Origin of the sequence: Clostridium autoethanogenum DSM 10061, assembly GCF_001484725.1 — a bacterium.
Taxonomy (GTDB): domain Bacteria; phylum Bacillota; class Clostridia; order Clostridiales; family Clostridiaceae; genus Clostridium_B; species Clostridium_B ljungdahlii.
Genome location: NZ_CP012395.1, coordinates 464,053 through 476,840 on the forward strand (window position 1 = coordinate 464,053; position 12,788 = coordinate 476,840).

At 33.1% G+C, this 12,788-nt stretch carries 13 protein-coding genes; 1 reads left to right on the forward strand and 12 read right to left on the reverse strand.

Annotated elements, in window-relative coordinates; all coding sequences use genetic code 11:
• The 10 genes from CLAU_RS01990 to CLAU_RS02035 form a co-directional block, all read right to left on the reverse strand.
• Positions 1–468 (reverse strand): (2Fe-2S)-binding protein, encoded by a 468-nt coding sequence (locus tag CLAU_RS01990; protein WP_013239008.1) that lies wholly within the window; start codon positions 466–468, stop codon positions 1–3.
• A 2-nt stretch (positions 469–470) separates the two neighbouring features.
• Positions 471–1,307, reverse strand: a complete 837-nt coding sequence (locus CLAU_RS01995; protein WP_013239009.1) for an FAD binding domain-containing protein — start codon at positions 1,305–1,307, stop codon at positions 471–473.
• Positions 1,308–1,424: 117 nt separating this feature from the next.
• Positions 1,425–1,766: a Zn-ribbon domain-containing OB-fold protein gene (locus CLAU_RS02000; RefSeq protein WP_013239010.1), complete on the reverse strand. Its 342-nt coding sequence runs from the start codon at positions 1,764–1,766 to the stop codon at positions 1,425–1,427.
• A 2-nt stretch (positions 1,767–1,768) separates the two neighbouring features.
• Positions 1,769–2,968: a thiolase C-terminal domain-containing protein gene (locus CLAU_RS02005; protein ID WP_013239011.1), complete on the reverse strand. Its 1,200-nt coding sequence runs from the start codon at positions 2,966–2,968 to the stop codon at positions 1,769–1,771.
• A complete protein-coding gene (locus CLAU_RS02010) occupies positions 2,956–3,639 on the reverse strand; it encodes a hypothetical protein (protein WP_023161831.1) in 684 nt (227 codons plus the stop codon). Before CLAU_RS02010 ends, CLAU_RS02005 begins: the two co-directional genes overlap by 13 nt.
• A gap of 48 nt (positions 3,640–3,687) precedes the next feature.
• The gene (locus CLAU_RS02015) at positions 3,688–4,479 is read right to left on the reverse strand and encodes a cyclase family protein (protein ID WP_013239013.1); all 792 of its coding nucleotides are present in this window, start codon (positions 4,477–4,479) and stop codon (positions 3,688–3,690) included.
• A gap of 14 nt (positions 4,480–4,493) precedes the next feature.
• Positions 4,494–5,909, reverse strand: a complete 1,416-nt coding sequence (locus tag CLAU_RS02020; RefSeq protein WP_023161832.1) for a YlbE family protein — start codon at positions 5,907–5,909, stop codon at positions 4,494–4,496.
• Between the two features lie 15 nt (positions 5,910–5,924).
• Positions 5,925–7,499: an acyl-CoA synthetase FdrA gene (gene fdrA, locus CLAU_RS02025; RefSeq protein ID WP_023161833.1), complete on the reverse strand. Its 1,575-nt coding sequence runs from the start codon at positions 7,497–7,499 to the stop codon at positions 5,925–5,927.
• Positions 7,459–8,457 carry an oxamate carbamoyltransferase subunit AllH family protein gene (locus CLAU_RS02030; protein ID WP_029169967.1) on the reverse strand — a complete coding sequence of 333 codons (999 nt, stop codon included), beginning with the start codon at positions 8,455–8,457 and terminating at the stop codon, positions 7,459–7,461. The genes fdrA and CLAU_RS02030 overlap by 41 nt, the downstream gene beginning before the upstream one ends.
• A gap of 174 nt (positions 8,458–8,631) precedes the next feature.
• Entirely contained in the window at positions 8,632–10,314 is a 1,683-nt protein-coding gene (locus CLAU_RS02035) for a PucR family transcriptional regulator (RefSeq protein WP_023161835.1), read from the reverse strand.
• Positions 10,315–10,560: 246 nt separating this feature from the next.
• Between CLAU_RS02035 and CLAU_RS02040 the strand changes: the two genes are divergently transcribed.
• On the forward strand, positions 10,561–10,962 hold the full coding sequence (locus CLAU_RS02040; RefSeq protein ID WP_013239018.1) for a pyridoxamine 5'-phosphate oxidase family protein: 402 nt from the start codon (positions 10,561–10,563) through the stop codon (positions 10,960–10,962).
• Between the two features lie 185 nt (positions 10,963–11,147).
• On the opposite strand, the gene CLAU_RS02045 is transcribed toward CLAU_RS02040, so the two are convergent.
• Positions 11,148–12,371, reverse strand: a complete 1,224-nt coding sequence (locus CLAU_RS02045; protein WP_029169937.1) for an NAD(P)/FAD-dependent oxidoreductase — start codon at positions 12,369–12,371, stop codon at positions 11,148–11,150.
• 5 nt (positions 12,372–12,376) lie between these two features.
• Positions 12,377–12,784: a 4Fe-4S dicluster domain-containing protein gene (locus CLAU_RS02050; protein WP_013239020.1), complete on the reverse strand. Its 408-nt coding sequence runs from the start codon at positions 12,782–12,784 to the stop codon at positions 12,377–12,379.
• Positions 12,785–12,788: the final 4 nt, after the last annotated feature.

The following is a 12,788-nucleotide window of genomic DNA, read 5'->3' on the forward strand; positions in this document are numbered from 1 at the left end:
TTATTCACCATCCTTTGATGCTGCTTCAATAGATTCTATAATTGCCTCATAACCTGTACACCTACATAGATTTCCCTGCATAGCTTCTTTAATTTCATCTTTTTTAGGATGAGGTTTCCTAATTAATAATGCTCTAGCTGACATTATCATTCCAGGAGTACAGAAACCACATTGGAGTCCATTATGCTTAATAAATTCTCTTTGAAGTTTTGACAATTTTCCATTCTTTGCTTCACCTTCAATTGTCTGTACTTCTCCCTCTGCAGCTTCTAATGCCATAACACAACAAGAGTTAACAGCTTTACCATTTAAAATAACGGTGCAAGCGCCACATTCCCCTGCGCCGCATCCTTCCTTAGTTCCTGTTAATCCAAGTTTCTCTCTTAAAAACCAAAGCAGGGTGCTATTTGAAGGTATCTCTTCAAAAATTTCTTCTCCATTAACAAACAAATGTATTTTTTCCATCATGTTTATTTTCCCTCCCCTAGCTGTTTTAGAATTTCACAGGTTAAATACCTAGCCATTGCTAATCGGTACTCTTTCGTTGCTCTTACATCATCAATCGGATTAATTTTACTCATAACTTTATCAGCAATTTTATTTTTATCTACTATAAGGTTTTTATTGTTATAGTTATCAAAATCTTCAACTAAAATTGGTGTAGGAGCAACTGCACCTAATGAAATTTTCAAGTCTCCATTTTCCTTTAAATATCCAGCAACACTTATTTGTGAAAGGTCATGTCCTTTTATTCTTGATTTCTTTATAAACTTTCCTTCTCCTCTTATTGGTGGATAAATAACTTTTGTCACCATTTCATTTGTTTTCAATGCATTTCTCTTAACTCCAGTAAAGAAATCTTTAAGGGGTATTTCTCTGTTACCGTTTACTGATGAAATGCAAACTTTTCCTTCTAACACAAGTGAAGTCGGAAGCATATCTCCTCCAGGTGATGAATTGCATATATTTCCAACTAATGTAGCTCTATTTCTTATTAAAGCATTAGCAAGAGATTTAGAAGCATCAATTAATATTTTATAACTTGCTCCAATTTTATCAGATTCAATTATCTCATTTAGGGTAACTGGGGATCCAATAGATAATCCATCAACCTCATTATATTCTATACCGCTTAGTTCATTTATACCTTTTATGTCAACAAGATATTTACAATGTACTACATTACCTTTAAGACCAACTATTATATCTGTGCCACCAGCTAACATTTTGGCTTCTTTGCCAAATTTATCTATCAGTTCTAAAGCTTCTTTCAAATTTTTAGGCTTTATATACTGAAAATCTTGCAATTTTATTCCTCCTAATTAATAATACTCACAAAACACCCCTAAAATATTATGCATTTACGTATAATCATGCTATATTATCAGGGGTGTTTTAATAATTAAACCACTAATGTTCTTTACTTATCTTATATCTTTAAAAATAAACCCATAGCAATCATTATTTGTGCCTTCTTTGACAACTCCTACTGTTGATATGAGTTTCATTCCTATGACGGGGTTATCTACTTCTAATTGGCCGCTTACTGTGAGACCATTTTCAAATTTAACTATGCCAAAGTATAAATATGGTTTCATATATCCTTCAGGAAGATTATACACTTTTGTGTAAGTTAAAAGTGTTACTTCACCTTCTAGTGGAACTTCTTCAAATGATCTATTACCGCATTTTTTACATACAAAATGCTTTGGATGGTGGAGCTGCCCGCAGATTGTACATTTGTAAGCGTACATTTTTTCATCCATAGTTACTCCGCCTCCTTTGTGAGTATTGTTGCTACAACATTATTGCCAAATCCACCGAAATTTACAGCGAGCCCAGCCTTAGCGTCTTTTACCTGACGACCAGTTGCTTCCCCTCTCAGTTGTTTTACGATTTCTACGACTTGTGAAACTCCCGTTGCACCAAGTGGATGACCTTTTGCTTTTAAGCCTCCTGATGTGTTTATTGGAATCTTACCTCCAATTTTTGTTTCACCATTTCTAGCTGCTATGTGGCCTTCACCCCTCTTAAAGAAACCAACTTCTTCAGATTCCACAATTTCAAGTATCTGAAATGCATCATGGAGTTCTGCTACGTCAATATCCTCAGGTTTTAATCCTGCCATTTCGTATGCATTTTGCGCTGCCAATCTTACTGCAAGTAAATCTGTAGATACTTCTCTTTCTGCTACTGCATGTGTATCTGTAGCTTGACCAATTCCAGCAATTTTAACTGGTTTCTTTGCAAATCTATCAGCTTTATCCATAGCACACAGCAAAACTGCTGCTGCACCATCTGAAACTGGACAAACTGAGTATAATCTAAGTGGAGAAGCCACATAAGGATTAACTATGCCAGCGTCTTCATCTTCAGTAATTGCATAAAGATTTGGTACTATATGAAGATGAGCTACCGGATTATGCAGTGCATTTTCATGATTTTTGACTGATACAATTGCTAAATCCTTTTCTGTAATTCCGTATTTTTCCATACATAATCTTGTAAACATTCCTGCAAGCGTTGGAAGCGTTATACCATAATTGTATTCTGCCTCAGGATGAAGCATGGTGGCAACAAAGTCTGTGCCTTCCCATCCACTGACAACCCTCATCATTTCACCACCAACGACGAGAACAGCATCACACATTCCACTGGCAATTGCCATATAACCTAGTTTTATTGCTGAAGCACCGGATGCAGGACCATTTTCTACAGTTTCAGCCATTGCTGGTCTTAAATTCAAAGTGTCTACAAGTGCAGATGCAATACCACTTTGTTTATTTAATATACCAGCGCCCATTGTAGCTACAAAAACTTGATCTATTCCGTGTTGTCCCTCAGCTAATTTAATGCCGGCGTCATCAAGTGCTTCTACAGCTGCCATACTGATCATATCGATAAAAGTCCCCCCTGAAAATTTACCAAAATTAGTATGACCAACACCAACAATTCCTACTTCGCGCATCTTTTATATCCCGGAATCTGAGCATAAGTTTCTGGGAGGATTGGGTTTTCAGCAGTCTTTAACAGTTCAGCACTTACCGGGCGTCGTCCAGCTAATTTATCAGCTTTATGTCTTTCCCATAATGCCCTAGTTAATACATACGTTGGTACGCCGCCTAATTCGTGCCATGTTTCTGGTCTTGATTCTAATTCATATTCAATCATCCATCTTTTAAATCCATTTGGACTTTCTGCCACTATCCAAACTTCTTCTTGCTTTAAGATATCAAGATGGTATTCCATTTTAGCTGCAAATAACTGTGCTCCTATTCTAAGTCCTTGTCTTAATGTCATAGTATGATAAGACATTCCAACCTTATCATTAACAGTACGACCATTAACAATTCCTACTATAACTCCATCTATAGTTCCAATTAAGCAATATTCATCCTTAACTCTATATCTGTAATATCCTAATAATTCTGAATATATTCTAGATGCAACTATATCATAAAAATCTTTTTCTACTGTCATTAAAGGTCTAACTGCTTCTAATATATGAGGAACCTCATCCCTTCTAATTTGACGAATTACTAATTTATCTCCACTAGCCATAGTTATTACCTTTGGCGGATATTGTGCCAATGGTGTTTCAACTGGTCTTAAACTTTGTTCCATTTTATCTACTATCATATTTAACATCCTTTCTATTTGATTTAAATTTTTTCATCTCTAATTTAATTATTTAGCATCAAATGCAACTATACGGCATATGCAGGATTCTCCACCTACAAATCTCCATGGGAAGCATCCTATTACTAATCTCTTTCCCAATACCTTATCAATATCTCCACCTAAATTTTCAGCATGTACGATATTATAAGGGAACAAATCATAATGCATTAACTGATAGTCTTCATCAGGCCAAAAATCTGTAATTCCCTTACCATATTTAGCTCTCAAATATTTTTCTGCCTTCTTAGCTTCTTTTGGAGCCCATTCACGGATTTTTGTATTCATCGGGTGATCTGCAGAACCACAATCAACTCCCAACCATTTGAATTCCATTTTCCTGCACCATTTTGAGAATTCTTTTGTTGGACCTGGATGTCTCATCATTACTCTTTCTTCATCAGCTTCTGGCTCATCCCATGCATATTTGTGATAACCAGTATGGATTATTAGTATGTCACCTTTTCTAACATCCGCTCTTTGCATAATATCTTTTGAGGTATATATTCCGTAGTCTTCTGCTATATCAGAAATATCAACAACAACTCCTGGTGCTACTAATTCTTCAAGTGGAATAGATGAAATGTCTCTTCCATGAGTACAAAAATGCAGCGAACCATCAAGATGAGTACCTACATGATTAGAATGAGTTAATACCTGACCATTTGCACCATTTGATGAAAGTCTTTTGAAAAACTTGATTTGCAGTGGTTCATAAGTTGGCCATGGTGGCGTTAAATGGCTAATTTTTTGAGTTAAATCATACATTTGTACATTTTTGAAAGAATCAATAATATTCATAATATACCCTCCATTTATTTTAAATTATATTTTTTAATAAACGATTTAAGTGCATCTTCAAAGCACTTCATTGGCGGATTGACTACTCCCGCTCCAATCTGTCCCACTCCCGCTCTATTGCAGGCAATTCCAGTATTTATTACAGGCAGTATTCTTGTTTCTATGACTTTCCTCATGTCTATTCCAGTAGGTGTACCTCTGAAGTTAATATTTGGTATCTTGTATGCATTATTTTCTGCATAAGTTATCTCATACATAGTGGTTGTATAATTAATTGCATCTTTTGGCGTTCCCCCTACAAATTTAACAATTGCTGGTGCTGTTGCCATGGCAAAACCGCCAATTCCAACTGTTTCAGTTATGCAGCTATCACCAAGATCAGGATTAGCATCGCTTTCACTAAAACCTGGGAAATATAACCCTTTTACCATTTCACAAGGAGCTGTAAACCATTTCTTACCTGTGCCAGCCACTCTAATTCCAAAATCAGTTCCATTTCTGGACATTGCGGTAAGTATTGTGCAATATTCAATATCTTCTAATGGATCTAAACTACATTTACAAGCCGGCATGGAAATATTTAAAAAGAAATGATCATTTTTATCAATAAATGTTAAGACAGATGCCTTATGTTCATCTGAAAATTTAGTTTTTACAATTGCTGGTGCAAGCTCTCTAAACAAAAGTGACGTTGCAGCTTTATTTCTATTATGTCCTTCATCACCCATCTGAAGGAACTGTGCTATTATTGTTTTTAAATCTACACTTCCTTTTATCTCTAAAGCTGCTTTTAGTACTGGTGCAAGTGAGTTTTGCATCCAATTTAATCTATCTATAACTTCACTACTATATGCTCCGAATCTTAATACTTTGCCTAATCCCTCATTAAATGTGGAATATGCGTAATTACCAAAAGTTTTATTTTTTAAAATCCAAACTGGCATCGAATACGTAACCACACCTGCCATTGGACCAACTGTTGAATGATGATGACAGCAATCATATGTTATCTCTCCGGAAGATGCCAATTTAATTGCCTCTTCTTCATTTGATGCCAACTTTTCGTAAATTAGTCCACCAATTATAGCTCCCTTAACTGGTTCACTCATTTTATCCCATGTTATTGGTGGTCCTGCATGAAGAATTGTTTTTTTCGTCATGCCAGGTATTACTTTCCCAGCTTGACCTACTCCAATAAGTATTGGTTTTGCAGCTAGAAGTCTATCTATTGCTTCTTTATTAGCTTTTTCAATTTTAGATGCTATGCCTTCGTCTTCTAAAAGAGAAAGTCCTTTGCTTGCTTCACTTGGTGGTCTCCAATTAACATGAATACATGGTACATGTTGATCTTTCAAATCTTTACAGAAAGATTCTAATCCTAAGTTAATGACCTTAATATTTTTGTTAAATAATTCATTTACTGCAGTCAAACCAATCACTTCCCTTCATTTACTATTTATTTTTTTCATCAATCTTGCACAATATCTAACGGCTTGTGCGTTGGATGGCATAAGTATAACCCCAGCTTGTTCTAGTTTTTCTTTTTGAGCTTTGTAATTTTGTGGATCATTTTCTGTTCCACAAATATAACCAACTACGCAAAGGTATTTGCCTTTATTTTCCATATTCTTCTTTGCATCAATAATTCCAGGTAACATCTCTCCTGCTGGATCAGCATGACAGCCATAACCTATTACAAAGTCCATCAAAATTATTGCTACTTCTTCATCTTCTGCTTCCTGAGGTAATCTTTCGACTCTTCCCATTGGATCAATCATTGGATGAGGTTTGCCAACAGTAAAATCATCGTCTCCTAAATCAATGCAAGTATTTTTTTGACTTTTTAATATATTTTTAAGTTTAAGTTCTTTCTTAAGTGGAATATTTGAATATATATCAAATCCCTCTTTGCCAAGTAATTTCATAGCCTCATCAGCTAAAGTCCCACCTGTATATAATGCCCTTATATATTTTTGTTTACTGTCAAATTTAGCAGCTTCTTGCTTAACTAATTTGTCTATTTCCTCTATAGGCTGTGAAAAGGAGGTATAATCACAAACAGAATTGCCCTTAGAAAGTGCTACTGCCTTATATGCCGCATCTTCCAAACTTACACAAGCATAAGCTCCACTGTCTTCAATTGCTTTTCTATCTCCGCCTATAAAGTCTACAACTATTGGTTTATTTGTACTTGCTACCATATCTAATATATTTTTAGCTACCTCAGGAGCTGGTGGTTTTGAAACTAAAACTATTACTTTTGTATCTGGATCTTCAATCAGCGCCTTAAATCCTTCAATCATCATAATTCCGCCAACACTGCTTTTTAAATCTCTTCCTCCAGTGCCAATTGCCTGAGATATTCCAGCACCTAATTTGTCAATAAGAACTGTAACTTCTTGAGTACCTGTCCCTGATGCTCCAACAATTCCTATATCACCTTTTCTAACAACATTAGCAAAGCATAGTGGAACATGATTAATTATAGCGGTACCACAATCCGGTCCCATTACAAGAAGTCCTTTACTTCTGCCCATCTTCTTTAGTTCTATTTCATCTTCAACAGTTACATTGTCACTAAACAACATAACATTAAGTCCATTTTTAAGAGCTTTTCTTGCCTCATCTGCTGCATACTTTCCTGGTAGTGAAATAATCGCCATATTTGCATCTTTCATATGCCTAAGTGCAGCATTAAAAGTATTGGGTTTGTATTCGTTTTCATTTTTGGATTCTTCTTCCTTTGAATTTAAAAGCTCATTTACCTTACTTACAATACTTTTAGTTGGATTTTCTTCTTCATCTGACACATAAGCTGCAATAAAGAAATCATTTGGTGTAAGATTTCTTATTTCCTCATTACTTAAATTTAAATTCTCAGATAGTTCTTTGTTAAGATCTGTTCCCATACCCACAATTATTTCTTTAACATAAGGCAGCTTCTTAATTTCTTTAGTAATTACCATTAGAGCAACAGAATCATAATATGTGTTTTTTCTGATATCTACACAGAACTTCATTTTCGTAAACCCTCCTATACTTTATAGTGGTCAGAAATTTGCAACCTACATAAATTCCCAAAGCTGTATCTGTTCCAGAAGTTTCGCCATAACTAATGATGTTTAATATAGCTTTATTAATTTTTTCTTCATCATGATAATATAATATTGATTCCATAAGTTCTCTTACAGCCTCATTTGTCTCTCCAATAGATGAGTGCTTTAACATTTCAGAGCTTACCTTTGTTGTTTTATTTACGCCTTCACTTATCATTTTGCTATTAAATTTATATATTGGGGAAATATCCAACTTGTAGTAATATCCGAGATAAATAAAGCAAATCATAAGACCACTTATGAAATCATCCACTGCAGGAGTAAGTCCTGATCCAAAACCAATAATACTCCCTCCTATTTGAGCTATCTCATCAATGTCTAATATTTCTAATGCTCGAATTAATCTCAAAAACCTGCTTTTAATAAATTTAAAGCTTTCATCAATAGAATGAATTTTAAAAGAAAATAATTTGAGATTTGGTAATTCATCATTTATCATGTTTACCAATGGACCTATACCATAAAGCTTGCCATGTGTATTTAGTCCAATCTCCAATATTTTTATATTGTTAGCTAGTTCCTTTTCAGTTATATTTGAATATCTTATGGATACACGAGGAGACCACTTTTGGGCTTCATCCAATCTTATAAATAAATTTCTTTCACTACAATAGATACCATTTACATTAAAATTAAAATATAAATTTTGAGTTATATTAAGTTTCTTGAAGTCAAATTTTCTACTGCTATCTATAAGAATACTCATAGGTGCCATATTTTTCTTATTACTTAATAACGTAATAAAATTACCACATGCCTCAATATTACAAGCATTTTTGAAAACAGAATGGACTCGACCTTCTACTATTTCTTCCGCTGCTATAGCTTTTAGTAGATTTTCACATATAAACGATGCTTTCAATATAACCAATCCCTTATTTCCATCTTACGTATATATTACTTTATTTAGTTTATAATGTCTTTATGTAAATATTCTAAATATTGAGACACTTATTTGTATACTCTTAACATACATGCATCTTAATCCCTTTATTGATCCTAATCTCTAGTTAAAATAAATTTTCGTATTTGAAGTTTATTCTCTGTATTTAATTAAGTTCATAGCTTTTAGCCCAACCTCAAGATTTAGTCTGCTTTCACAATTATCTAAATCAATCCCTGTAATATCTTGTATTTTTTGCAGCCTATATATAATAGTGTTATAATGCATGTACATTTTTTGCGATATTTTTTTCATGTTGCCATTACACTCGAAATAAGCTTCCAGCGTTTTTACTAATTCAGAGTTATTTACTTTGTCATATTCAACAAGAGGTTTTACTGTATCCATGCAAAAATTTTTAAGCTCACCTCTAAGTCCGTTAAAGGAAAGCAATCTATATATTCCCAAATCATCATAATTAATTATGTTTCCAGTATTAATTTTACTTAGGTTTTCAACAATAAGTTTAGCTTGTTCATAGCTTTCCCAAAGATGCACAATGTCTTCATAAGAACGACCTACACCAATTGTTATTTGGTTAATTTTAAACTTTTTCAAAGCTTCCTTTAATAATTTTTCGCTAAAATCAATTATGTCTTTCTTTATCAATTTAATATTTTTCTCTTTTTCACTACCAAATAAAATTATTATTCTATCACTTTTTTCAACACATACTATTTTTTCGTTATAAATTTTTGACACTCTTGCTGTGATAAATAATAAATTTCTTATTATTCCTTGTGAATAATTTACTTTATCTAAGCTTGTTTCTGTATATAAACCTTTTACACGAATAATAATCACAGTATGTTTTAGTTCTTTATGAAAATTAAAAGTTTTTGATCTTTCAATTGCCCTTTCTTGTCTCTCCACATCATCACAAAGCAAGTCATCAAAAAACTCCAATTTGTAATGACCTTCCATTTTGTATAAAGAAATTTTTTTAACAAAGTCCAAGGCTATAATATGCACATATGAATCGATAAGCATATTATCTACTGGGGTTAATTCTTTTTTATCAAGCCATATAAAAATACATCCATATTCAACTCTTTCTATAATAATTGGAATGGTTACTCGTTTAATATTCCTTCCCTTAATATTATCTGTACATGATTTATATGTGCAATCAGTATTATTACCCCTTTCTATATATTTTTGATTTGTATTTTCATTTATCAGCTTATCAAGTATTTTTTTATCTAGCTCCTGATCACACATAATTTCATATCTGTCATTCATGCTTTCATATATAGCCAATGAATTGCCTATATTATCATAAAGTTTCTTTGTAATTTCCTTTAAACTTCCGCCATTTGCCATCATATTCATAACTTCTTTGTTAAAATGATCTATTTTAAAAAAGCTGTTCATCTGATCATTTACAACCTCTGTTAGTACTGCTGATATTACATCTGTATGTGAAACAGAAAATGGTATTTTAATAATTGGGAATCCGAGATCGTCTGCTATTTTTATAATATCCTGTGGTAATATATTTATATATCTACCTAACTTAATTCCAAGACCAGATACCCCTTTTTCATTTAATTTAGGAATAAGTTCAAGAAGAACTTTAATGTTATCTTTTATTGGATAAGCTGCAGTGATTAAAAACTCACCTTCCCCAACCCATTCTATAATATCTGGAACTTCCATTACATTTACTTTTGTAATCCTATTTGTCATTCCTTTTGCTCCCGCTAAAATTCTTGCATCCTTAAGAATATCAATTTCTAATAGTTTTTCTAAGGAAATTCCTACATAGCGGTACATAACATCACATTCCTTTCTAATATTTATTAAATGATTAATATTAATTTACTCCAGATTCGAAAACAAACTCCCTTTGCGGCTTTAAATCATATTGTACTATTCTGTTCATTTTTACCTTTTTATTGATACTATTCCTATAAAGTACATAATATGAATTATATTTTCAACTTGAATAAATTGTTTATTTATACTATTATTGTAATTAGCACAAATTATTTAGATAATGAAATATTAGGAGGGTTTATAATGAAAACTGTTGTTCAACTATTAAATGAAAATAGAACAGGTGCTTTCGCAACTGTAGAAGATGGAAAGCCTCGTGTAAGACCTTGGATGTTTCAATTTGAAGAAAATCAGAAATTTTATTTTTGTACAGCCAATAATAAAGACGTATATAAACAATTGCAATCAACTCCTTTTGCTGAATTTACTACTACTTCAAAGGATATGATAACAGTTAGATTATCTGGCAAGGTGGTTTTCACAAAAGATATGCGATATAAAGAAAAAATACTTAACGAAAATGAAGGATTGAAGAAAATGTATACAACTGCAGACAATCCTATTTTTGAAGTATTTTATATTGAACATGCTAAGGCAACCATATCAGATTTTTCCGGCCAGCCTCCAAAGGAAATAAATTTTTAATAAAGAACTTTATTTTATACATCTAATCTATAAACAGAGTTCTAAGCATCAGATGGAGTTTTGACTCCACCTGATGCTTAGAAATCGTTATCCAGGGATGTAGCTGCTCTTTACTCACACTTGGAGAAGTTGGAGTATTAGAGCAGGTAGTCATCGGATAAATATAAAAATTTAGAGTATACTTTTTAGAAAGTATACTCTAAATTTTCCTTTATATTAAAAAAGTCTGAGTAGTCTATTTCAAAAATGGATTTCTTAACAGCTGAAATATTTATTTTCCTCCTAATAAGTTGAGTCAATATACCTGCATAAGATAAATCCCCTTGAATTATGGCGCCATATATTATGCCATCTTTATGTATTACTTTTTTGTAATTACCATCTTTAGTTTCTATTTCCTCTTTATAGCTTTCATCTAGAGCTGATACATTTCCAAGAGACATGCTTGCTAGTCCTAAAAAATTCATGGTATTTTTGCTTCCGAAGAAATCTGTCATTAAAAGTTTTTTTCCTGCCATATTACTAGCTGCTACAATTCCTTCCTTAACAGCTGTAGGCCAAATTGGATTTCTTCCAGTTACATCACCTGCACCATACACATCCCCTATATTTGTCTTGCCTCTTTCATCAATGATAAGGCCAAACTTGTCGAATTTCACATTACTCCCCTGCAAAAAAGCAGTATTTGCTCTAACTCCTGCTGATACAACTACAAACTCACAAGGAATTATTTCACCTGTATTTAGAAGCAATTCTTTAGGATTATTGGCTTCGTCAACTAAAAGCTTCTCTGCTTTAACTCCCAGCTTTAAATTCACTCCATTTTCTCTAAATAAATCTTCATATCTGCCTGCTGCATATTTATCAAGCTGAACTGCTAAAATCCTATCGTTCATTTCTACAACTGAAATATTTAATCCATAACCTAAAAGTCCTGTAATTGCATCAATTCCTATAAGGCCTGCTCCAAGTACAACTACATTTTTTACTTTTTTAGCTGCATCCTTTATTTTTTGTGCATCTTCCAAATTTCTAAGTCCTACTACATTATTTGCTCCTCTAAGATTTTCCACAGGAGGTATGAAAGAACTTGCTCCACTTGCTACAAGAAGCTTATCATAACTTAATCTGCTCCCATCTGAAAGCTCTATTTCATGCTCTTCATCTTTTAGCTTATCTACTGCAATTCCCCTCATCCATTTTATATTGTACTTTTTAAAATAATCCTTTTCTGAAAAATTGAGTGCATCTATATTTCTTTTATTACTAATATAATGGTGTAATATACATCTGGAATAGACATATTCATCTTTTGAAATCAATATTATATCTGCATCAGGTTCAAGTTTTCTAAGAGTTCTTGCACCATTTATACCAGATGCAGAAGCCCCTATTACAACGTAAATCATATACACTACACCTCCTCTAAAGTAATAGCGTGCATAGGACATCTAGCTACACACTGCGGATTTTTACTTTCCGTATGCTGGCACATATCACATTTCATAATTTCTCTATTGTTTTCACTATCTGCCTTTAGCACTCCATAAGGACATGCCATTATACACATAAAACAGCTTGCACATTGATTTTTATCGTACTCTACAATACCGGTATCTGGGTTTTTTCTCATAGCACCAGTCATACACGTATATACACATTCTGGCTTGTCACAATGCCTGCAAAATATGGGAGCATATTTTCCTTTACTACTCAGCGCGATTCTACTTCTGTTATCAACACAGTCATGCGAAACAATACAGGCTGTAGTACAAGTAAGACATCCAATACACTTACTTCTATCTATCTTTATTCTCTTCAAAATT

Excerpts from the sequence above, each read along its gene's own strand:
- CLAU_RS02005 (WP_013239011.1), bottom strand. The coding sequence starts at position 2,968 with ATGCGCGAAGTAGGAATTGTTGGTGTTGGTCATACTAATTTTGGTAAA.
- CLAU_RS02000 (WP_013239010.1), bottom strand. The coding sequence starts at position 1,766 with ATGGATGAAAAAATGTACGCTTACAAATGTACAATCTGCGGGCAGCTC.
- CLAU_RS02015 (WP_013239013.1), bottom strand. The coding sequence starts at position 4,479 with ATGAATATTATTGATTCTTTCAAAAATGTACAAATGTATGATTTAACT.
- CLAU_RS02045 (WP_029169937.1), bottom strand. The coding sequence starts at position 12,371 with ATGATTTACGTTGTAATAGGGGCTTCTGCATCTGGTATAAATGGTGCA.
- CLAU_RS02035 (WP_023161835.1), bottom strand. The coding sequence starts at position 10,314 with ATGTACCGCTATGTAGGAATTTCCTTAGAAAAACTATTAGAAATTGAT.
- CLAU_RS02010 (WP_023161831.1), bottom strand. The coding sequence starts at position 3,639 with ATGATAGTAGATAAAATGGAACAAAGTTTAAGACCAGTTGAAACACCA.
- CLAU_RS02040 (WP_013239018.1), top strand. The coding sequence starts at position 10,561 with ATGAAAACTGTTGTTCAACTATTAAATGAAAATAGAACAGGTGCTTTC.
- fdrA (WP_023161833.1), bottom strand. The coding sequence starts at position 7,499 with ATGAAGTTCTGTGTAGATATCAGAAAAAACACATATTATGATTCTGTT.
- CLAU_RS01990 (WP_013239008.1), bottom strand. The coding sequence starts at position 468 with ATGATGGAAAAAATACATTTGTTTGTTAATGGAGAAGAAATTTTTGAA.